This window comes from Streptomyces coelicoflavus (genome assembly GCF_003112555.1).
In the GTDB taxonomy this organism is placed as follows: Bacteria; Actinomycetota; Actinomycetes; order Streptomycetales; family Streptomycetaceae; genus Streptomyces; species Streptomyces coelicoflavus.
In genome coordinates this window covers 172,814-194,038 of sequence record NZ_BEWB01000005.1, presented here as the reverse complement: position 1 = coordinate 194,038, position 21,225 = coordinate 172,814, and the positions used below count along the sequence as shown (strand labels likewise).

Here is a 21,225-nt window from a genome sequence, read left to right as displayed (position 1 = left end):
GTATTCGGGTGATCCGGCTGGTCGAAGTGGTTGTCCGAGCGTAAGCACGGAGTCACGATGTCCCGAACCGCAGGAACGTCCGGGGAGGCCGAGTTGACCGATTCATGGCTGGCTCTGGAACCGGGGGCCGACCCCGTGGAGCGGGCGCGCACCCTGCGTCGGGCCCACGAGACGTTCACCGAAGCGGGGACGGTGCCGCGTCCCGTGCGCGCCGTCGTGGCGGATTCGTGGCGGCGATCCGTCCGGGCGGGCGTCGGCCCGGACGGCACCGCGAACGTGGAACTGATGGACGGTGACCTCGGCGCCTACCGGGCCGAACACCCCCTGGCCCGGGTGATGCCACTGGTCCGGGAGCTCCTTGGCACGTTCGCCGCCGACGGCGAGCATCTGCTCGCGGTGTGCGACGCGCACGGCAGACTGCTGTGGGTCGAGGGGCATCCGGCCACCCGGCGCCGGGCGGGCGGGATGAACTTCGTGCCCGGGGCCCGCTGGGCGGAGTCGGCCGTCGGGACCAACGCGCCGGGGACGGCGGTGGCCGTCGGCCGGCCGGTGCAGGTCTTCGCGGCCGAGCACTTCATACGCCGGGTCCAGCCCTGGACCTGCGCCGCCGCCCCGGTGCACGATCCCCGCACCGGGCGGGTGCTCGGCGCCGTGGACATCACCGGCGGGGACCGTCTGGCACACCCGCACAGCCTGGGTTTCGTACAGGCCGTCGCACGTGCCGCGGAGTCGCAGCTGGCGCTGCTCGCTCCGGAGCGGCCCGGAACCGCGTCGGCCGAACTGACCGCGCTGGGCCGGGACGAGGCGCTGCTGGACGCGGAGGGCCGCCGGGTGCGGCTGAGCCGGCGGCACAGTGAGATCGTCGTGCTGCTGGCCCACCACCCGGAGGGCCTGACCGGCGACGAGTTGCTGTGTGCCCTGTACGAGGACGAGACGGTGCCGCCGGTGACGCTGCGGGCGGAACTGGCCCGGCTGCGCGGCATCCTGGGGCCCGGGCGGCTGGCCTCCCGGCCGTACCGGCTCACGATGCCCGTCGAGACCGACGCCGCCGTTGTGGAACGCCGCCTGGGGGCCGGCGCGGTCACGGCCGCCGCGACGGCGTACGCGGGGCCACTGCTCCCCGGCTCGCAGGCTCCCGCGGTGCAACGGCTCAGGCGCCGGCTCGCCGACGGTCTGCGGGCGGCGCTGATCGCCTGTGGCGATCCCGACCTGCTGGCCGACTGGGTACACGCACCGTGGGGGGAGGACGATCTCGACGTGTGGCGCGCACTCGCGGCGGTCCGGCCCACGGCGGCGACCGGCTCCCGGCTCGCGGCGCTGGAGTCCGAGCTGACGGCGTCGGACACGTGGTGAGCGCCGGCCGGCGAGCTGCCCTCCCGGAGACCGGACGGTGACGACGGCGCACGCAACGTCACTGCAACCTCCCGCTTCCTAGCCTCACGCGCAGAGCTGTCCAACGGCGGGCAGCGCTCGATGAGGGAGGCACAGAGGATGACCCGTTACGCGGCGCCCGGCACCGAGGGCGCGATCGTCTCCTATCAGTCGCGCTACGACCACTTCATCGGCGGGGAGTACGTGCCGCCGGCGCGTGGGCGGTACTTCGAGAACCCGTCCCCGGTGAACGGCCTGCCGTTCACCGAGATCGCGCGCGGCACGGCGGAGGACGTGGAGCTGGCGCTCGACGCGGCGCACGCTGCCGCTCCTGGCTGGGGTCGTGCATCGGTGACCGAGCGCTCCGACATCCTGCTGAGGATCGCCGACCGCATGGAGGCGAACCTGGAGCGTCTGGCGGTCGCCGAGAGCTGGGAGAACGGCAAGCCGGTGCGCGAGACACTGGCGGCGGACATTCCGCTCGCCATCGACCACTTCCGCTACTTCGCGGGTGCCGTCCGCGCCCAGGAGGGCTCACTCAGTGAGGTCGACGACGACACCGTGGCGTACCACTTCCACGAGCCGCTGGGGGTCGTGGCACAGATCATCCCGTGGAACTTCCCGATCCTGATGGCGGCCTGGAAGCTCGCCCCTGCCCTGGCCGCCGGAAACGCGGTGGTCCTGAAGCCGGCGGAGCAGACCCCGGCCTCGATCCACTACTGGCTGAGCCTGGTGGCGGACCTGCTGCCGCCCGGCGTCCTGAACGTCGTCAACGGCTTCGGCGTGGAGGCGGGCAAACCGCTGGCATCCAGCCCCCGGGTGGCGAAGGTGGCGTTCACCGGGGAGACCACCACCGGGCGGCTGATCATGCAGTACGCCTCGGAGAACATCAAGCCGGTCACGCTGGAGCTGGGCGGCAAGTCGCCGAACATCTTCTTCGACGACGTCTGGGCACGGGACGACGACTTCCGCGACAAGGCGCTCGAGGGCTTCACGATGTTCGCGCTCAACCAGGGCGAGGTCTGCACCTGCCCGTCCCGGGCCCTCGTCCAGCGCGGCAGCTACGCCGAGTTCATGGAGGCGGCCGTCGCCCGCACCGAGCTGATCAAGCCGGGCCATCCCCTGGACACCGACACGATGATCGGCGCACAGGCCTCCAACGACCAGTTGGAGAAGATCCTCTCCTACCTGGACATCGGCCGGCAGGAGGGCGCCAAGGTACTCACCGGAGGCGAGCGGATCGAGCACGACGGCGAGCTGAAGGGCGGCTACTACGTCCAGCCGACGATCTTCGAGGGCCACAACCGCATGCGGATCTTCCAGGAGGAGATCTTCGGCCCGGTCGTGTCGGTCACGTCCTTCGACGACTTCGACGACGCGATCAAGACCGCCAACGACACCCTGTACGGCCTCGGCGCGGGAGTGTGGACCCGCGACATGAACACCGCCTACCGCGCGGGCCGCGCGATCCAGGCGGGACGCGTGTGGACGAACTGCTACCACGCCTACCCTGCGCACGCCGCGTTCGGCGGCTACAAGCAGTCGGGCATCGGCCGGGAGAACCACAAGATGATGCTGGACCACTACCAGCAGACGAAGAACATCCTCACGTCCTACAGCCCGAAGAAGGTCGGCTTCTTCTAGAGCCTCGAAAGGGGGTGCCTGGAAACACCGATACGCTCCAGGCACCCCGGCCCGCCCCGCCCGACCCCTCCCGCTCCACCCTGCCGAAACACCTTCGAGCGCCCGGAGTTCGGCTGTCAAAAGCATCCATACCAGGCGTCCTCATGGGCTACCGTTCTGATGTGGACTCGGGGAAGATCCAGCAGTACTACAAGGTGGGCATGGACGTGATCGTCCACCTGGGGGGCGGCCGTTCCGCGCGAGGGTTACTCGTCGAGGTCGGCAACGGCAGTGTGGTGCTGGCGACGGAGCGCGGGCCGTCGCTGGTGAACGCCGACGCCATCGAACTGATCGAGGTGGTGGGCACCGCGCCCCCCGCCGTCGGCCCGACGGGCGTCGCGCCCGGGGGCGCCGAGCCCGGCACACCCTCGGCGGCGGGGGCGCCGAGCGCGCCCGGCAGCACGTCCGACGACCGCGCCGGTTCCGTGCCGGGCCGACCCGATGCCGCGCCTGCGGCTCAGCCGAACGCCGCCCCGCTCTGGCCGGAGCTGGACGCCGAGTTCGCCCCCGGCGAGACCGAGTTACGGCTCAACAAACCCTCCTTCAAGCGGGATCCCGTGGTCGACCTGGGCTACAGCCTGCGAAAGGAGGTGGAGCAGCACCTGGCCCGCGCGAAGAACCGGCTGGAGTCGGCCCGCCTCGCGCGCGACGCCGCCAAGGCCGGAAGCGCCCTGCGCGACCTCGCCGCCGCCTCGCAGACCAGCGGGTACCCACCGGGCCTGCATCTGGCCGCGCTGACGCTGCTGGAGTGGCGCGAGGGCGACGCGACTCGGCGGCAGGCCGAGGCCTGGATGGAACAGGCCGCCCACCTCGGCGGCCGGTACGTGTGGGACCTGGCGGCGCTGCGGGCCCGGGGCGGACGTACCGGGGACGCGATGGCCGCGCTCAGCGGGGCGCTGCGTACGGCTCCGGTGGAGAACGCGGACGACCGGCTGCTGCGCGCCTTCCTGGACCTGGCCCTGCGGACGGGAAACGTCGCCGAGGCCGCGTACACCCTCGCGGGCGCGAGCGAGGCGGACGCCGCGCAGAGGCGTGTCGCGGCTCGAGCCGCGCTGTACCTCGTGGCGCGGCTGCTCCCGGAGCGGGCCGGCCCCCTGGAGCCCTACCTCGACCGGCAGGTCATCGCCCCGGGGGACCTGTGCCGCATCCTGGACGTGCTCAGCCCCGGTACGTCGGAACGGCTCGGCCTCGAGGCAGGCGGCGCGGACGCTCCCCCGTCACCGCACTCGCACCCCGCACCGGCCCTCCCGCCCGCCTCCCGCAGCGGCGGCCCTTCGGCCTCGGTACCCGTTCCGCACCGCTCAGGGGAGTCACCGGCCGCCAACGGCCGTCCCACCCCCTCCGCCTCCCCGTCGCCGGTGCCGGCGCCGGTCCTCCCCCACACTCCGGGAAAGGACCTCCACCGGCAGAAGGAGACGGCCAGGCGGCAGTTCCAGCAGGGCAACTTCGCCGCGGCGATCGCCATCGCCCGGGGTGCGCTCGCGGAGTTCCCCTCCGATCCGGACCTGACCGGGATCGTCGCCCATGCCGAGGCGGAGCTGACCGCCCGGGTGACCGAGCGCGGTGGCGCCGTCGCGTCACCGAAGGCCGCCCCTGCGCCGAGGCCGCCCAAGGCGCAGCCGTCCCGCCCGCGCAACACGCTGTACGCGCAGGCCCAGTTCGCGGACACCCGGTCCAAGGACTGGAAGAAGGCCGAGGCCCTCTACCGTCAGGCGATCGCCGAGGACCCGGGGCACGAACGCGCGCGACGGGCCCTTGCCTGGGGATTGCACCGCTACCAGCGCAGTGACGAGGCCCTGGAGGTGTTGCGCGAGCCCGGCGCGGTGGTGCAGGAGACTCTGCAGCACCAGAACATGATCATCACGATCCTCACCGACCGCAAGCGTCTTCCCGAGGCGGCCCGCCTGCTGGAAGAGCTGCTGCGCGGCGAGCATCCCAACCAGACCCGCACCGGCCTGCTCAAACGCCTTGTCGCCGTCTACCAGCGGCAGCGCGACAAGCAGCGAGCCACGGACGCAGCCGAGCGGCTCCTCGCGCACGGGCCCCGCAACCCCGAGTTCCGTTCCATCCACGACGCGGTGACCAAGGCGGTGCGCACCGGTGTGTGGGACAAACTCGACGAACTCCTCGCCAGAAGCGAATGGCAGCCCGAGCAGTCCGAGTCTCTGAGCCCCGTCATCCGAATGCACCTCAACCGCTGTGAGTACGCCGGTGTCGCCGCCGTCCGCATCCAGGAGGGTTCGCTCGGCGAGCAGGACGTGCTGGAACTGACGAAGCTCATTGAGCGGCTGGGCACCTCACGGCCCGCCGACCGGGCCGAGTTCAACCTGTCCGCGGCCCGCATCCTGCGCGACATCAGCCAGACGACCGACCCGCGCTTCCTGCGCTCCCTGCGTGCCTTCGGCGCCGCGATGGGCGACCTGTGCGCGGCCGAGCGGCGGCCCTCCGACGTCACCCGCGCCTACTACACGGAGGCACTGGCGCTCGGCGGTGGCTGGGACAACATGGCCGAGCTGAAGGTCAAGCAGTTCGTCACCTCCTACCTGGACCCCGGCTGGGAGGAGCCCAAGAGCCGGTCCACCTTCACGGAGTGCGTGCACTGGGTCCTGGAGGACAAGAGCCGTCACAAGCCCCTCACCATGGGCCTGGTCGGGCTTCTCTCGGTGTCGCCGGTGCGGGTCCGCCGCGAGATCATGTCAATGACCTACCGGGACAACCAGATCCGCGACGTGCTGTTCCGGGAGCTGCGCGACTTCCTCAGCGACGGTTCGGTGTCGACCAGTCAGGACGCGTACCGGCAGCTGTGGGACGAGGCACAGCGCAATCACGTCCGCCTCGTGGACCAGCAGCGCACGATCCTTCAGGCGCTGCTTCAGCGGACCGACCCGCTCGGCACCCTCACCGAGGACCGCAACGCCCTGGAGAGCACGTCCGACACGGCGTACACCGCGCCGCTCGACCGGGACCGCCTGGTCAAGGCCGCCGGAGTACTGGCGGAGCTGCGCGCGTACCTCGAGCAGCCCTCGTACCTGGAGCAGGAACGGCTGTCCTCGCGCATCGGTACGTCGATCCGCGAACTCGTGGCCACCATCGAGCGGTTGCCGACCCGGCTCAGTGTCGAGTACCTCGTGCCGCTGCTGACCAGTCTCGACCAGGCGCTGACGGCACACTTCGCACAGGTGCAGCGCGCCGCCGAACCCACCGACCTCGCGGTCAAGGAGGTTCTGTCGGCGTACACCCCGGACGCGGCGAACGTCATCGAAGTACAGCTGTCCGTCACCAATCCGCCGCACCGGTCCCCGGCCGGCGGGGTGCAGTTGCGGGTGCTGCCGAACGACGAGGACTACGAGCGGGTGGACAGCCCCGTCCCCGTGGCGCACACACTGCGTGACGAACAGACCGAGACCTGCACGGTGTCCCTCACGGTGACACCGAAGGCGATCCGCGAACAGTTCGCGACGCTGCGGTTCCGTCTGGAGTACTCCTCGCGGTCCGAGCGCATGCTGGCCAGCGAGGCCAGCACGCTGTCGCTCCAGCTCAGCGATGTCCAGCAGTGGGAGGCAATCCTCAACCCGTATGCCGAGGGCGCCCCCGTCAGAGACCGTCGGATGTTCTTCGGCCGGGACGCGCTGCTCGGGATCCTCGTGGACACCTTCCATCGCAACGACGCGACCTGCGTCGTGATCTACGGCCAGAAGCGCGTCGGCAAGTCCTCCGTCCTGCACCACTTGCAGGAGGAGCTGAAGCCTCCCGTTCTCGCGGCGAAGTTGAGCCTGCTGGAGATCGCCACCGAGATCGATCACGGGCAGCTGCTGTACCTCATCGCGACCGCGTTCCACCGCAGGCTCGAGGAACTGGAGGACGCGGGGCACCCGCCGCTGGACCTGGACCGTCCCAACCTCACCGCGTTCACGGACAGTGATACTCCGAATCTGCACTTCGACGCGTACATGTATGACATGCGGCAGCGGATGCGGCGCAGTGAGGCGTACCAGAACTGGCGGCTCGTGCTGCTGCTGGACGAGTTCACCGTGTTGTACTCCGCCATTGAGCGGGGCACGCTGCCGCGGGAGTTCATGAAGTCGTGGAAGGCGATGCTGGAAGGGAAGATGTTCTCCAGCGTCGTCGTGGGCAACGATCTGATGCCCCGCTTCCTGAAGGCGTTCCCCAACGAGTTCCAGGTGGCACGCCAGGAACCCGTCTCCTACCTCGACCAGGAGTCCGCGGAGGCCCTCATCACGGAGCCCATCACGCTGCCCGGGGGCGAGAGCCGCTACCGGGGCGACTCCGTGCAGCGCGTCATCGAGCTGACCGCGCGCAGCCCGTACTACATCCAGCTCTTCTGCAACCGTCTGGTGCAGCACATGAACCGGCTGCGCCAGCCCCTGATCGGCCCCGCCCATGTCGACGCGGTCGCCGCCTCCCTGGTGAAGGGCGAACGGGCCCTCCCGCAGGAGCAGTTCGACAACCTCCTCACCCCGGGCGACGCCGATGTCAGCGAGCTGCGGGACGATGTGGTGCTCTCCGTGCTGAAGGGTGCCTTGGAGGGCGTCGGCAAGGACGTGTATGTGGACGGCCGCAAATCACGTGAACTCGTCGACGGGCAGCGGGTGGTGGAGGACCTGCTGCGGCGGGACGTGATCGAGCTGGCGTCCGAGGGCCGCTACCGCATCAAGGTGGGGCTGTTCACCGAGTGGCTGTCCCACAGAAGGGCCTGAGCGCATGGAGGACCTCTCACACGTCTCCCTTCCCGGTCAGGGGCGCGCCAACCCGTTCGCCACGGTCGGGCACCCCGTGCACGGAGACGCGCACGTGGGCCGCGCGGAGCAGCTGCGTATCGTACGGGAACGAGTTCTGGAGCAGCCGGTCGCCGGGGCGACGGCGATCATCGGGCCGCCGCGCATCGGCAAGTCCTCACTCGCCTACCACCTGTTCATGCGACCCAACGCCCGCGTCATGTACCCGCGGATGCTGCCGGTGTGGATGAACGTCCGTACCCAGGGCGGCATCGAGAAGGTGCTGCGCCGGCTGGTCGACGACGTGTGGGAACTCATCGAAGAGGCTGCTCCCGACTCCGTCGGCGACCGGCGCCTCGTCCGCGCCCGCGACCGCGCGCTGGCGGAAGGCGCACCGTGGATCGAAGTTCAGGTGGAGACACAGGAGTTCCTGCGACTGGTGCGGCGCCGCGACTGGCGCGTGGTGCTGGTGCTCGACGAGTTCGACGCGGCACGCGAGGTGTTCCGCGACCGGCCCGGAACCTTCCAGGCGCTGCGTGAGATGGCGTACAACCTGGACTGGAACATCGGCCTCGTCACCACGTCGCGCCGCGAGCTGCGCGACATCGTGGACATGGCCGATCCCGACGAGTCGACCTTCGCCGGCATTTTCCGCTCGGTGTTCCTCACCTGCTTCGACGACGGCGACCTCACCCGGCTGGCGTCCCGTGCCGCCAATCCCCCGGGTCCTGTGGACCGGCTGGCCGAGCTGACGGGTGGGCACCCCTACCTGGCCAGCGTCCTCCTGGACCGGGTGTGCTCCGCCGGCCCGCCGGAGAGCCCCCTGGCACAGGCGGTCGAGCGACACGCGGGCCCGCTCCCGGCCGAGTTCCACTACTACTACCGGGACCTCGTGGACCTCCTCAGGGCGGACGGACGGCTGCGGGCCATCCTCGAGGTCGTGCTCGGCCCGCAGCTCGAGGTCACTCCGGAGGATGCCCAGGTCCTGCTGCAACAAGGATTACTGGTGGTCCGCGGGGACACCTACCAAGCGTTCTCCTTGAACTTCCAGCACTATCTGACCACGATCGGGCGCGGTCTCGGTCATTGGGACAACTGGATGACCGTCGAGCGTCGTGTCCGCGATCTCATCGAGAGCGGATTCACCGAGCGGTACGGCAAGGACTGGGAGGCCGGTCTGCGCAAGGCCCGCGGTCCCAAGGTCGCTCCGCTGCTCGACAAGTGTTCCGAGCTGCGCGACCGCGAGTCGCGCACCTACGGCGACCGTGCCTCCGAGCGGCTTCTCGACTTCACCTACCCGCGCGATCTCTACGACCTGATGGCCTCGCACTGGGACGTGTTCGGCAAGCTCCTCGGCCGCGACAAAGCGTACTGGGAGACACGGTTCGCCCTGCTCGCGAAGGTGCGCAACCCCATGGTGCACAACCGCATGGGTGTGGTGACGCCATTGGAGCAGTCCATGTTCCGCACCTACTGCGACGAACTGATGGCGGTCCTGGACCGGATCGACGGCGCCCCGGCCGGGGCCTGAGCCGGGCCGCCGACCGGCGCACCGAGGCGCGGGCTGGAGATCCGCACGATGTCGCCGTACTCGTGGGCGGGCGGAGGTCCGTGGCGCACCGCGCCGGAAGCAGGCCGGGGACGCCGCCGCGCTGCTGCGACACGGGGAGCCGCGCCGGATCGTCGACCCCGGGTTCGCCGGGCCGTGCCGTCGGCGTCGCACCGGCGTGGGAGCCGTTGAGGCCCCCGGCGGCCAGGAGGCCCAGGTGTCACCCGCTGCGGACCTCGGTGTTCTGGCCGACGTGCAGCAGCCAGCGTCCGTCGTCCTGCCTGGTCATGACGTACAGCGGGGTGCCCTCCGTGTCGCCCTCCGCCGAGTGGTAGACCTGCCGGACCTTGACCGCCGCCACGTCGGGGCGCAGGAACCGCGTGTGTGCCACCTCGTAGGTGACGTCGCCGTCCCAGACGGCGTCCGGCAGCACCGCGCGGGTGAACGCGGCGATCGCGTCGAGGCCGAGCAGCACCTTCCCGTGGGCGGTGGTCCAGAGCGCGTCGGGATGGAAGAGGGCGAGGAATCCTTCGGCGTCCTTGGCACGCTGGGTGCGTTCGACGGTGGCCACGACGTGCTCGATGGCCTCGATGTCCGCGGACTCGGCTTCGGTGGGTGCGGGCTCAGTGGGTGCGGGCTCAGTGGGTGCGGCTTGAGCGGGTGCGGGGTCAGTGGGTACGACTTCAGTGGGTACGGCTTCCGGGTTCATGCGGATCACTGTGGTACCTCGACCGCGCTTGAGGTCAAGGGACGGCCGGCGCGGTGGTGACCCGCCGGGCCGGGCGGCCGAGGCGGACCGGCACTCCGGGTGAGTAGAGGACGCTGACCGGTGCTTCCGTCGGGGCGGGTATCCCCGCGCTCGCGACCAGGTCCTCGTCGCACGAGACGAGCCGGGCCCGGTGCAGGGGCCAGCGGGGGTGATCGTTGGGCAGGTACGCGGCCCCGCCGAAGAACATGTTGTGCATGCCCCAGCGGGCGGTGAGGAAGTGCTCCAGGGGCGTGGGCTCGTCGATGCGTTCTCCGGTCCGCACGGTGATGCGGCTGCGGGCACCGCGCGGTCCCGGCCAGCGGCGGGTACTGGTGTAGGTCACGGTGTCGCCCTCCGGACGAACGGTCATGCGGGACCACAGGTACGGCAGCCGGAAGCCGACGCGTCCCATCACCACCGGCAGCAGCCGCGAGGCGTCCATCGAGCGGAAGACCACGCCGCGCCGCCCGTGCGCGTCCACGCTGTACAGACGCACGTTGGTCTCCGGGAACGAGCCGAGGTAGGGGATTCCGGGCAGCCGGAACCACCCGACCCGGTGCATCCGGAAGGCGACGAGTCCGACGTAGGTGAGTCCCTCGTGCGTGTCGGGGACCGTGCCGCTCGGCATCAGTCCCGCCACGACGGAGGGCTCGACGGCCCAGTGGACGAAGGCGAGGTCGAGCCACTCCTGGGTGAGGAGCGGCATCCGTATCGCCGCTGGGGCGTCAGGGGTGACGGCGCTGGGATCTGGCACGGCGCAAGAATGGCAGACGACGGGTCGTGCGGGCCGGCCGGCCACCGCCGGACACCCCGTGGTTGACCCTCGACCTGGTCAAGGGCTCAGAGTTCCGGACGTGGAGAGCGAGATGCGCAGCATTGGGGAAATGGCCCGCGACAGCGGACTGGGTGTGAGCGCCCTGCGGTTCTACGACCGTGCCGGCGTGCTGGTCCCCGACCGGGTCGATCCGGCGAGCGGCTACCGCTGGTACGCCCCGGAGCAGCTCGACGAGGCCAGGGTGCTCGCGCGGCTGCGGCGGGCGGGCATGCCGCTGGCGGACATCCGGCTGGTCCTGGCCGGCTGGTCCGGCGCGGACCCGGCCCTCGTGCGACGGCTGCTCCAGGCGCACCTGCGCCGTCTCGAAGCGGGGCTGACCGAAGCCCGCATCGAGTTCTCCACGCTCCGAGCGCTACTCGACCACAGGGAGAACCCCATGACCGCTTCGCCGCGTACCGACACTGTCCGACTGTCCCTTGGCTCGACCGAACTGGCGGGCGCGATCGACGCGGTCCGTTTCGCCGTCGGCAAGGACCCCGAACTGCCGATGCTCGGCGGGGTTCTGTTCGACGTCGACGGCGACACGCTGCACGTCGTGGCCACCGACCGGTACCGGATGGCCGTCGCGCGCATGGCCTCCGGCTCCGACCCCGCCTCCGCGTCCGCGTCCGCGTCCGACCCCGCCTCCGCCGGACACGGTGGACCGCGTGAACAGGTCGTCGTGCCCGCCCCGCTCGTCGACGCGATGCGCGCGCTGCTGGGGGGCGACGAACCCGCCGGATTCGCCGTCGAGACCGACCGCGTCACTCTGGAGGCGGGCGAGCGCCAGGTGTCGGGGCAACGTCTGGCCCACGACTTCCCCGACTACCGCCGTCTCGTCCAACTGCCGGCCGGGCGACGGGTCGTCGTCGATGTGCCCGCGCTCCGCGAGGCGTTGGAGACCGGCCCCGTCCGCACGGCCGAGGCGGGGGAGCCCGGCCCGTCGGCGCGTGACGTCAGCGTGCTGGCGACGACCGACGACGGAACGGTGACCGTCGTCGGGGACGGCGAAGCGGACGGGAACAGCGTCGGCGTCGACCGCGGGTTCCTGCTGGACGCGCTCGCGGCCGCGGACCGGGACCGGCTCGTCCTGGAGTTCGGGGCCGCCCCCACGGCGCCGCTGGCGATCCGCCGCACGGACGACGAGGGGACGTTCTCCCTGCTGATGCCGGTCCGCCTGGACCACTGACGGCCGGGGACCCCGAGGCCGCCGGCGCCGGCCGGGCTCGCGAGCGCGGGACACCGGCCCCGAGCGCGGCCTCGGCCGCGTCCTCCTCCTCGGCCCCCGTCCTCGCGATCGCCCCGCCGGGCCGGCGCGGGTCACCGTAGTATCGGATGATCTCGTGGGGGAAGGCGGGCGGACATGGGCAGGCAGCGTCCCGGCACGCCGACGCTGGAGGAGGTGGCCGCCCTCGCCGGCGTGGGCCGGGGCACCGTCTCGAGGGTCGTCAACAACGCCGCGGGCGTGCGGGATTCGACGCGCCGCGCCGTGCAGCGGGCCATCGCCGAACTGGGGTACGTCCCGAACCTCGCGGCCCGTTCCCTGGCGGGGCACCGCGCCGACGCCGTCGCGCTGGTGATGACGGAGCCGGACTGGCGGCTGTTCGGGGAGCCGTTCTTCACGGAGGTCGTCCACGCGGTCGGCGACGCCCTCACCGACACCCCGGTGCAACTGCTGCTCACACTGGTCCGCACGGACACCGAGCGGCAGCGTTTCGTGGAGTACGCGCGGGGCGGCCGGGTCGACGGAGTGCTGCTCATGTCCGTGCACGCCGAGGATCCGCTGCCGGACATGCTCGCCAAGGCGGGGCTGCCGACGGTCATGCTGGGGCGGCGTTCCGGCGAGGAGAGCGTCACCTACGTCGACGCCGACAACGCGGGCGGCGCGCGCGGCGCGGTCAGGTATCTGCTGGACGCCGGACGGAGCAGGATCGGGGCCGTCAGCGGACCGCTGGACATGTACGTCGCCCAGTGCCGCCTGCGCGGGTACCGGGAGGCACTGGAGGCGGCGGGCGTGGCGGCCGGGGCGTCGCTGGTCGTCGAGGGGAGCGACTTCACGGAGGAGAGCGGCTGCCGGGCGATGACCGGTCTGCTCGCCCGGCATCCGGACATCGACGCGGTGTTCGCCGCGTCGGACACGCTCGCCGCCGGTGCGCTCAACGCGCTGCGGGCGGCGGGCCGCCGGGTGCCGCAGGACGTGGCGGTGATCGGCTTCGACGACTTCCACCCGGCCCGTCCCACCGACCCGCCGCTGACGACGGTCCGGCAGCCGCTGGAGGAGATCGGCCGCACGATGGTGCGGCTGCTCCAGGAGGAGATGGAGGAGTCTCCCGTCGCCTGGCGCCACGTCATCCTCCGCACGGAACTGGTGATCCGCGACTCCGCATGAGCGGGGTCCGAAGCGGGTCCGCGCGTCCCGGGCCGACGCTCGGGCGACTGCTTCGCCGGGAGCGCTCCCCACAGGGCGGGGCTGTCACCTGGGGCTTCGAGATTTGTTCGACAACTTCGGCACGCACAGTCTTGTCAGGAACATGAACCGCTCCTACAGTCCTCAATCAACCGGTAAGTGGGAGCGCTCCCATCAGTGGGGAGTTGGGAGCGCTCCCGCACCGGCCCCCTCCTTCCCCCCGCACCCCCGGAGAGGCCCCATGCGAACGTTACGGCCCCGAGCCCGCGCCCGGCGTGGCCTCCTGGGCGCCCTGAGCGCCGCCCTGCTGGCCTTCGCCCTCCTCGCGTCACTCGCGACCGCCGCGCCGCCGGCCCAGGCGGACACCACGATCTGCGAACCCTTCGGGACGACGACGATCCAGGGACGGTACGTCGTCCAGAACAACCGCTGGGGTTCGAGCGCCACCCAGTGCGTCACCGCCACCGACACCGGCTTCCGCGTCACGCAGGCCGACGGCTCGGCGCCGACCAACGGGGCTCCGAAGTCGTACCCGTCGGTCTTCAACGGCTGCCACTACACGAACTGTTCGCCGGGCACCAGCCTCCCCGCCCGGCTCGACACCGTCTCCAGGGCGCCGTCCAGCATCTCCTACGGCTTCGTCGACAACGCCGTCTACAACGCCTCGTACGACATCTGGCTGGACCCGACCGCGCGGACCGACGGGGTCAACCGGACCGAGATCATGATCTGGTTCAACAAGGTGGGGCCGATCCAGCCCATCGGGTCGCCGGTGGGATCGGCGACCGTGGGCGGACGGACCTGGGAGGTGTGGAGCGGCGGCAACGGCTCCAACGACGTGCTGTCGTTCGTGGCGCCGTCGGCGATCACCGGCTGGAGCTTCGACGTCATGGACTTCGTCCGGGCGACCGTGGCACGCGGACTCGCCCAGGACGACTGGTACCTGACGAGCGTGCAGGCAGGCTTCGAGCCCTGGCAGAACGGCGCCGGGCTGGCCGTGAACTCGTTCTCCTCCACCGTCGAGACCGACGGCACCCCGGGCGGCACGGACCCCGGTCCGGACCCCGGCGAGCCGGGTGACGCGTCGGCGTGCGAGGTGTCGTACGGCACCAACGTGTGGCAGGACGGCTTCACCGCGGACGTCACCGTCACCAACACGGGAACGGCGCCCGTCGACGGCTGGCAGCTCGCCTTCACCCTGCCCTCCGGTCAGCGGATCGGCAACGCCTGGAACGCCTCCGTCACGCCGTCCACGGGCAGCGTCACGGCGACCGGCGTGAGCCACAACGCCCGGATCGCCCCCGGCGGCAGCTTGTCGTTCGGCTTCCAGGGCACCTACAGCGGCACGTTCGCCGAGCCGGCCGGATTCCTGCTGAACGGCACCGCCTGCACCACGGCCTGACGGCCGGCCCCGCCCACCGCCTCCCCGCCCGTCCGGTCGAAGCGCCCGCCCCGGACGGGCGGGGGTTCCATCACGACCCTCGCCCTTGTCATGAGCTGATCATCAGTGAGACCGTTGGGAGACCCCTATGGCTCGACGCAGCAGATTCCTGTCCTTGGCGGCGGTACTGGCCACCTTGCTCAGCGCGCTCGGCATGACCTTCCTGCTCGGGCAGGGGCGGGCCGAGGCGCACGGCGTGGCGATGATGCCCGGCTCCCGCACCTATCTGTGCCAGCTGGACGCCAAGACCGGCACCGGCGCCCTCGACCCGACGAACCCGGCCTGTCAGTCCGCGCTCGACCAGAGCGGGGCGACGGCACTGTACAACTGGTTCGCCGTGCTCGACTCCAACGCGGGCGGCCGCGGCGCCGGTTACGTACCGGACGGCACCCTGTGCAGTGCCGGTGACCGTTCCCCGTACGACTTCTCCGCCTACAACGCCCCGCGCGGCGACTGGCCCCGCACCCACCTGACGTCGGGTGCGACGATCCCGGTGCAGTACAGCAACTGGGCGGCCCACCCCGGCGACTTCCGGGTGTACCTGACCAAGCCGGGCTGGTCGCCCACGTCCGAACTGGGCTGGGACGACCTGGAGCTGATCCAGACGGTGACCGACCCGCCGCAGCAGGGCTCGCCGGGGACCGACGGCGGCCACTACTACTGGGATCTCGCGCTGCCCTCGGGCCGCTCGGGCGACGCGCTGATCTTCATGCAGTGGGTGCGTTCGGACAGCCAGGAGAACTTCTTCTCCTGCTCTGACGTCGTGTTCGACGGCGGCAACGGAGAGGTCACCGGCATCCGCGGTTCCGGCAGCACCCCGGACCCGGACCCGACGGATCCGACCGACCCGACCGACCCGCCCACGCACACGGGTTCCTGCATGGCCGTGTACTCCGTGGAGAACTCCTGGAGCGGCGGCTTCCAGGGCTCGGTCGAGGTGATGAACCACGGCACCGAGCCGCTGAACGGCTGGGCGGTGCAGTGGCAGCCCGGCAGCGGGACCACGCTCGGCGGGGTGTGGAACGGTTCGCTGTCCAGCGGCTCCGACGGCACGGTCACGGTCCGGAACGTGGACCACAACCGCGTCGTACCACCGGACGGGAGCGTAACCTTCGGCTTCACCGCCACGTCGACGGGCAACGACTTCCCGGTCGACTCGATCGGCTGCGTCACCACCTGACGCCGCCTGACGTTCCCGGCACGCGGTCGGCGGGGCCCCGGCAGGGTCCCCGCCGACCTCACGTGCCGGTTACGAATCACTCAACCTCTGGTTGCGAAGCGGTGATCGGGCGACGATGGGGCCATGACTCTGGCCCAGCGCGCCTTTGAGCGGCTGCACGCCTGGCCCGACCTCTCCGCGGGTCCGGCCAGTTGCCGAACCGGACGGGCGCTGCGCTCCGTCCGCGACGAGATCGTCCACTTCCACTCGGACCGGGACGTGGACCTCCACCTCACCCACCGGGCCATCCAGCGCTTCCAGTACGACCTCGGCGGCTCCACCGCCATCCGGCTGGTGCCCAACTCCCGTTGGGTGACCGTGCACCTGGACTGCGACGCGGACGTCGACCTGCTGCTGAGCCTGACGAGCATCGCGCTCAAGGCCCACCAGTCCCGGCCCCCGGCCGACCTCGCCGCGGGCCCCTCCGGACTCTCGGGGCCCGCCGGCTGCAACTACCACCGGGTCACGGTGCTTCCGCGCTCCGCGGCCGGGGAGGCCTGAGCCCGGCCGCGGCGAGGAGCGCGCCGACCACGCAGAGGGCGCCGGTGACGATCACGGCCAGGTGGACGCCGTTCATGAACGCCTGCCCGCTCCCCTGCGCCACGGCGGCCCGCATCCCGGCCGGCATGTCGCCGGAGACGGGCGCCACGCCCATGGCCACGGCGTCCTTGGCCTCCAGGAGACCGTCGGCCACGGCGGCGGGCACGCCCGCACGGGTGAGCTCGCCCGTGAGCGTCGCCCCGACCTTGGCGCTGATCAGGGAGACCAGCACCGACGTGCCGAGCGCCCCGCCGATCTGGAGGGTCGTCGCCTGGAGGCCGCCCGCCACACCGCCGTCCCGGACGGGCGCGTTGCCCACGATGGCGTCGGAGGACGCGGCCATCACCATGCCGACACCGAGGCCGAGCGCGACGAACGGCGGCCACATCGTGGCGTAGGAGGAGTCGGTCTGCCAGGTGAGCATGCCGAAGCAGGAGGCCGCCTGGAGCAGCATGCCCAGCGGCATGGTCAGCCGGGGGCCGAAGCGCTGGGTGAGGGCCGCGCCCAGGGGCGAGGCCACCAGCGAGGCGAGGCTGAGCGGCAGCGTCCGCACGCCCGCCTCGACCGGCGTGAAGCCGCGCACGTTCTGCAGGTACAGCATGACGAAGAAGATCACGCCGAGCATGACGAAGAAGTTGAGCGCGGTGACGATCGCGCCGATGGTCAGCGCGCGGCTGCGGAACAGGCGCATCGGCAGCAGCGGGTGCTCCACACGGGTCTCGTGCCGGCCGAACACGAGCAGCAGGACGAGGCCGGCGGCGACCGCGCCGAGGGTGCCGGCGGAGGTCCAGCCCCAGGTCTCGCCCTTGACGACGCCGAAGACGACGGCCAGGAGACCGAGGGCGAGCAGGACGAGGCCGGGTATGTCGAAGCGTTCCCGGCCGGTGGCGTCGCGGCCCTGCGGGAGGACGAGGGCGCCGAAGACGATGGCGGCGACACCGATGGGGGCGTTGATGTAGAAGACCGACTCCCAGTCGACGTGTTCCACGAGGAGGCCGCCGACGATGGGTCCGAGGGCGGTCGCGACGGCGGAGACCATGGCCCAGATGCCCACGGCCATGGCGAACTTCTTCGGCGGGAAGACGGAGCGGAGCAGTCCGAGGGTGTTGGGCATCAGCAGTCCGCCGAAGGCGCCTTGGAGGGCGCGGAAGGCGACCACGCCCTCGATCGAACCGGACAGGCCGATGGCGACGGAGGCGAGGGTGAAGCCGGCGACGCCGACGAGGTAGTAGGTGCGGCGTCCGAAGCGGTCCCCGAGCTTGCCGCCGAGGATGAGGGTGGCGGCGAGCGCGAGCAGGTAGGCGTTGGTCACCCACTGGAGTTGGGCGGTGGACGCGTGCAGGTCCCGGCCGATCTCGGGGTTGGCGATGGCGACGACGGAGCCGTCGAGCTGGACCATGAACAGCCCGAACGCGACGGCGAGGAGGGTGAGCCACGGGTTGGACCGCGGACGGCCGGGCGCCCGTGGGGCGGGAGCGGTCTCGGCCGCGGGCACGGCGGAGTGATCCACGGATGTGGACGGCATGGCGGAGCCTTCTCTTCCGGAATTACGGGGGTGCCGCAGCGAGGGCGGGGTGGTGCGGGAAGGGGTCGCTGCGGGAAAGGGAACGGCGCGCCACGAAGGGCGGGCCGGGTGTCAGTGAGCGCCGGGGTGGAGGTGCCGCGTCAACGCGTCGAGGGCGTCCAGGGCGGAGCCGAGCGCGCCCTGCTGGCCCTCGGTGAGGGAGGTCAGGGCGTGGCGGATGAACGCGGTCTCCAGTTCCCGCACCTCGGACAGCCGCTCACGGGCCGTGGCCGTGAGGTGGAGGTGGGCGACCCGCTTGTCGGCACTGTCCCGCCTGCGCTCCAGGTCGCCCTGCTCGGTGAGCTGGGAGACCAGGGCACTGACGTTGTTCGGCTTCATCAGCAGGGCCTCGGCGGCCTCGCGCACCGTGGCGCCCTCGCGCTGCGCGACGAAGCGCAGCAGGGCGATCTGGCTCTCGGGGGGCTTGGGGTGCGGGAACCGGGCGGTGACCTGCCGGTCCAGCGCCCGGTGCAGCGCGGGAAGGCACGCCGCGAGGCCGGAGGCCACGTGGTCGATGTCCCGGCGGGGGGCGTTGGAGTCGGTCACCCGCGAATAATAGGTATGACCTGATAGGTATGTCAAAAGAGGTAGTTCCGGGCGGCTGCCACCGCCACCACGCAACGCACTCGCAACCTTCCCCGTGATGGCATACGCGGCATGGGCGACACATACGAGGAGACCCCGCGCGTCGGGCTGACCGCCGAGGCGTCCGCGCTGCTGCGGCGGCTCCGCGAGACGCACGGCCCGCTGATGTTCCACCAGTCCGGCGGCTGCTGCGACGGCAGCGCCCCCATGTGCTACCCGGCCGGCGAGTTCCGCACCGGCGCCTCGGACATCCTGCTCGGCGAGCTGACGGTCGACGGCGTCGAGGAACCGGTGGAGTTCTGGATGTCGCGCAGCCAGTACGAGGTGTGGTCCCACACCCGTCTGACCGTGGACGTCGTCCCCGGCCGGGGCAGCGGCTTCTCGCTGGAGGCACCCGAGGGGGTGCGCTTCCTCATCCGCTCCCGGGTCGTGGACGCCTAGGCCGTTTCGTTCGGATCACCGCACCCTCGTGTGTGAGGGCGGCGGTCGAGTGTGCAGTGCCTCCGGCGGCCTCTGTAGCCTGGCGGCGCCGACGTCGGGGGGAGCTGACCGTGGAGAACATCCTGTCCGTGGCCATCGGGGCCGCTATCGGCCTCATGGGCGCGGTGTTCGGTTCGTGGTTCACCGCGCACCGGCAGGACCGGATGTGGCTCCGCGAGCAGAAGCTCAAAGCCGGGATCGGCTTCAACACGGCCGTGGTTCAGCTGCTGGACCACCTGAAGGAAGCACGGCTGAGTGACGACGGTCCCGGAGCCAACGAGTTGGCCAGCCAAATGCAGCAAGCGCGCTCAGCCCTCTACCTGCTCTGCGCCGGCGACACCGTCGATCTCGCCGATGCTCTCGCGCGTAGGGTCTGGAGCACCCGGCCCACCGACGGCAGGGACGACCGCCGGGCCGAGTTCCGAGAGACGTTGGACCTCCTGCATCGCTTCACCCGGCAACTCCGGCAAGAAATCGCCAGATCGTAGCCCCCATGGGATCACGGGGACGCTCGACGGAGTTGCGCTGCTTGCAGGCGTCACGATCGAAGGCCGGTGGTCTGCCGCCTCGGCGTCGGGAACACGCAAGCGGACCATGACGTCGGTGAAGGCGGGTGCGTCGCCGGCCCGTCCGGCGGTGAGGACGAGGGCCCGTTCCGGCCTCCGGTCCGGGAGCAACGGCCCGATGCGCGCCCACTGCGCGTCAGTCAACGGCACACCCGGACCAGCGACCGGCCGATCCAGACGAAACTGCCCAGCCCTCGGGCACCTCCCAGACGTTCTACGGTCTGAGGCTGCTCACGATCTCCGCCGTCGCGGTCAGCCCGCTGCTGATGGTCGGGGCGATGCTCGTGCTCGCCAGGTAGAAGCCGAGCAGCAGGCACACCAGTGCGTGCGAGATCTTCAGCCCGCCGTTGCGCAGGAAGAGCACCGCGAGGATGAACAGCAAGAGCACCACAGAGATGGAAACGGCCATCGTCAACCTCCTCCGCCACGTCCACTTCGCGGCGTTCGGCCGCAAGTGTGGCGTAGCGGAGGGTTCGTCCGGGCGGCTGACCTGTCCTCCGAACGAGTGGTGTTCCGGCGCCGCCCCTACCGCTCCCGGTGGGCGTCGAGGAAGGCCTCGAGACCGGCGAGGTCGTCGGTGTTGAGATGGTCGACTCCGGCGGCGACCAGTTCGGCCCACAGGGCGTCCCGCGCGGGCCCGGCCACGTCGGGCGTGGCCCAGAAGCGCACCCGCTGCCCCCGGGCATGGGCCGCGTCCACGATCTCCCGCAGCCTGCGCCGCTCGGCGGCCGGGAAGGTGCCCACGCCCTGCCAGGTGAAGTTGTGCGTCCAGTTGTCGCTGATCAGGGGGACGAAGGAGGCCGGTGCGGCGGTGCCGAGGTCGGCGAGCCGGCCGTCGTAGAAGGCGCGGCGGGTGCGCTGGGCCTCCATGGGCGCGCGGGCGGCCCGGTCGCCGGAGACCACCGCGGTGACGGCGCCCGGGAACACGCGTCCGTGGGCGTAGGAGGTGAACAGGTGCTTGTAGCGGCGCAGTCGGCGGTCGAGTTCGAGGTACGTCGCCTCACCCTCGGTCTTGATGTCGATCAGCAGTTGCAGGGAGCCGCGGTCCCGCCGGTAGACCCGGCCGTGGTGCGCGCGGACGCGGGCGGCGAGCGGGTCGAGGTAGAGCGACTCCAGGGTGCGGGACGGGTCGAGGTCCTCTGGGTCGTGGGCCACGAGGAGTCGGCCGCCGACCAGGTAGATGTCGGCCTCGACGCTGCCGAAGCGGTGGTCGAGGGCGTCGAGGAGGGGGCGGGGGTGCTCGTAGTCGTTGTGGGCGTGCGCGCGCCACAACGGGCGCGGCCCGTGCCTGCCTTCGGACGCCGACGCGGTACCGGCGGGCAGGGCGACCGCGCCCGCGAGGGCGGCGCCGAGGGTGGTGAGGGCTCTGCGTCGGGTGGTGAGGGCCATGCTCTGCCTCCCTGGAAGTGCCGTACGGGACCCCAGTGAGTATGGGGCCCCGGTGGCCTCGGGGAGCAGAGCCGTGCGGGGAGTTGGCCGGACCGCCGCCGGTCGTTCACCTCCGGTGACCCACTCGGCCGGC

17 protein-coding genes are annotated in these 21,225 nt (G+C 71.3%); 11 read left to right on the top strand and 6 right to left on the bottom strand.

Translation table 11 applies throughout. The features are described 5' to 3' along the window. Positions 1-93: 93 nt before the first annotated feature. The 4 genes from Sco07f_RS12705 (at position 94) to Sco07f_RS12690 (ending at position 9,321) form a co-directional block, all read left to right on the top strand. On the top strand, positions 94-1,353 hold the full coding sequence (locus tag Sco07f_RS12705; protein WP_087792132.1) for a GAF domain-containing protein: 1,260 nt from the start codon (positions 94-96) through the stop codon (positions 1,351-1,353). A 138-nt stretch (positions 1,354-1,491) separates the two neighbouring features. After that, complete coding sequence (gene adh, locus Sco07f_RS12700; RefSeq protein ID WP_087792131.1) at positions 1,492-3,015, top strand: aldehyde dehydrogenase; 1,524 nt, start codon at positions 1,492-1,494, stop codon at positions 3,013-3,015. 161 nt (positions 3,016-3,176) lie between these two features. After that, complete coding sequence (locus tag Sco07f_RS12695) at positions 3,177-7,772, top strand: tetratricopeptide repeat protein (RefSeq protein WP_244942041.1); 4,596 nt, start codon at positions 3,177-3,179, stop codon at positions 7,770-7,772. 4 nt (positions 7,773-7,776) lie between these two features. Then, complete coding sequence (locus Sco07f_RS12690; protein ID WP_108987893.1) at positions 7,777-9,321, top strand: ATP-binding protein; 1,545 nt, start codon at positions 7,777-7,779, stop codon at positions 9,319-9,321. A 238-nt stretch (positions 9,322-9,559) separates the two neighbouring features. Here the strand turns inward: Sco07f_RS12690 and Sco07f_RS12685 are convergent, their stop codons facing one another. Continuing rightward, positions 9,560-10,048 (bottom strand): SgcJ/EcaC family oxidoreductase, encoded by a 489-nt coding sequence (locus Sco07f_RS12685; protein WP_439959689.1) that lies wholly within the window; start codon positions 10,046-10,048, stop codon positions 9,560-9,562. Positions 10,049-10,082: 34 nt separating this feature from the next. Further along, entirely contained in the window at positions 10,083-10,841 is a 759-nt protein-coding gene (locus Sco07f_RS12680) for a YqjF family protein (protein ID WP_108987891.1), read from the bottom strand. Between the two features lie 112 nt (positions 10,842-10,953). On the opposite strand from Sco07f_RS12680, the gene Sco07f_RS12675 reads away from it, so the two are divergent. The 5 genes from Sco07f_RS12675 (at position 10,954) to Sco07f_RS12655 (ending at position 16,469) form a co-directional block, all read left to right on the top strand. Beyond that, positions 10,954-12,090: a DNA polymerase III subunit beta family protein gene (locus Sco07f_RS12675; protein ID WP_174855346.1), complete on the top strand. Its 1,137-nt coding sequence runs from the start codon at positions 10,954-10,956 to the stop codon at positions 12,088-12,090. Between the two features lie 174 nt (positions 12,091-12,264). Next, entirely contained in the window at positions 12,265-13,290 is a 1,026-nt protein-coding gene (locus tag Sco07f_RS12670; RefSeq protein WP_007388158.1) for a LacI family DNA-binding transcriptional regulator, read from the top strand. A gap of 259 nt (positions 13,291-13,549) precedes the next feature. Next, the gene (locus Sco07f_RS12665; protein WP_054102757.1) at positions 13,550-14,710 is read left to right on the top strand and encodes a glycoside hydrolase family 12 protein; all 1,161 of its coding nucleotides are present in this window, start codon (positions 13,550-13,552) and stop codon (positions 14,708-14,710) included. A gap of 127 nt (positions 14,711-14,837) precedes the next feature. Next, on the top strand, positions 14,838-15,929 hold the full coding sequence (locus tag Sco07f_RS12660) for a lytic polysaccharide monooxygenase (RefSeq protein WP_087792125.1): 1,092 nt from the start codon (positions 14,838-14,840) through the stop codon (positions 15,927-15,929). 123 nt (positions 15,930-16,052) lie between these two features. Beyond that, positions 16,053-16,469, top strand: coding sequence for a luciferase domain-containing protein (locus Sco07f_RS12655; RefSeq protein WP_108987889.1), 417 nt, complete (start codon positions 16,053-16,055; stop codon positions 16,467-16,469). Here the strand turns inward: Sco07f_RS12655 and Sco07f_RS12650 are convergent. Further along, entirely contained in the window at positions 16,432-18,033 is a 1,602-nt protein-coding gene (locus Sco07f_RS12650; RefSeq protein ID WP_087792124.1) for an MFS transporter, read from the bottom strand. The two genes, Sco07f_RS12655 and Sco07f_RS12650, sit on opposite strands and share 38 nt — an antisense overlap. A gap of 111 nt (positions 18,034-18,144) precedes the next feature. Next, on the bottom strand, positions 18,145-18,618 hold the full coding sequence (locus Sco07f_RS12645; RefSeq protein ID WP_007388143.1) for a MarR family winged helix-turn-helix transcriptional regulator: 474 nt from the start codon (positions 18,616-18,618) through the stop codon (positions 18,145-18,147). Positions 18,619-18,729: 111 nt separating this feature from the next. On the opposite strand from Sco07f_RS12645, the gene Sco07f_RS12640 reads away from it, so the two are divergent. Beyond that, on the top strand, positions 18,730-19,098 hold the full coding sequence (locus Sco07f_RS12640; RefSeq protein ID WP_108987888.1) for a DUF779 domain-containing protein: 369 nt from the start codon (positions 18,730-18,732) through the stop codon (positions 19,096-19,098). Positions 19,099-19,208: 110 nt separating this feature from the next. After that, positions 19,209-19,625, top strand: a complete 417-nt coding sequence (locus Sco07f_RS12635; RefSeq protein WP_108987887.1) for a hypothetical protein — start codon at positions 19,209-19,211, stop codon at positions 19,623-19,625. A 292-nt stretch (positions 19,626-19,917) separates the two neighbouring features. Here the strand turns inward: Sco07f_RS12635 and Sco07f_RS12630 are convergent, their stop codons facing one another. Then, the gene (locus Sco07f_RS12630) at positions 19,918-20,112 is read right to left on the bottom strand and encodes a hypothetical protein (RefSeq protein ID WP_007388144.1); all 195 of its coding nucleotides are present in this window, start codon (positions 20,110-20,112) and stop codon (positions 19,918-19,920) included. Between the two features lie 116 nt (positions 20,113-20,228). Next, entirely contained in the window at positions 20,229-21,092 is an 864-nt protein-coding gene (locus tag Sco07f_RS12625) for a phosphatidylinositol-specific phospholipase C/glycerophosphodiester phosphodiesterase family protein (RefSeq protein WP_007388145.1), read from the bottom strand. Positions 21,093-21,225 lie beyond the last annotated feature (133 nt).

Excerpts from the sequence above, each read along its gene's own strand:
- adh (WP_087792131.1), top strand. The coding sequence starts at position 1,492 with ATGACCCGTTACGCGGCGCCCGGCACCGAGGGCGCGATCGTCTCCTAT.
- Sco07f_RS12690 (WP_108987893.1), top strand. The coding sequence starts at position 7,777 with ATGGAGGACCTCTCACACGTCTCCCTTCCCGGTCAGGGGCGCGCCAAC.
- Sco07f_RS12685 (WP_439959689.1), bottom strand. The coding sequence starts at position 10,048 with ATGAACCCGGAAGCCGTACCCACTGAAGTCGTACCCACTGACCCCGCA.
- Sco07f_RS12675 (WP_174855346.1), top strand. The coding sequence starts at position 10,954 with ATGCGCAGCATTGGGGAAATGGCCCGCGACAGCGGACTGGGTGTGAGC.
- Sco07f_RS12670 (WP_007388158.1), top strand. The coding sequence starts at position 12,265 with ATGGGCAGGCAGCGTCCCGGCACGCCGACGCTGGAGGAGGTGGCCGCC.
- Sco07f_RS12665 (WP_054102757.1), top strand. The coding sequence starts at position 13,550 with ATGCGAACGTTACGGCCCCGAGCCCGCGCCCGGCGTGGCCTCCTGGGC.
- Sco07f_RS12660 (WP_087792125.1), top strand. The coding sequence starts at position 14,838 with ATGGCTCGACGCAGCAGATTCCTGTCCTTGGCGGCGGTACTGGCCACC.
- Sco07f_RS12655 (WP_108987889.1), top strand. The coding sequence starts at position 16,053 with ATGACTCTGGCCCAGCGCGCCTTTGAGCGGCTGCACGCCTGGCCCGAC.
- Sco07f_RS12650 (WP_087792124.1), bottom strand. The coding sequence starts at position 18,033 with ATGCCGTCCACATCCGTGGATCACTCCGCCGTGCCCGCGGCCGAGACC.
- Sco07f_RS12640 (WP_108987888.1), top strand. The coding sequence starts at position 18,730 with ATGGGCGACACATACGAGGAGACCCCGCGCGTCGGGCTGACCGCCGAG.
- Sco07f_RS12630 (WP_007388144.1), bottom strand. The coding sequence starts at position 20,112 with ATGGCCGTTTCCATCTCTGTGGTGCTCTTGCTGTTCATCCTCGCGGTG.
- Sco07f_RS12625 (WP_007388145.1), bottom strand. The coding sequence starts at position 21,092 with ATGGCCCTCACCACCCGACGCAGAGCCCTCACCACCCTCGGCGCCGCC.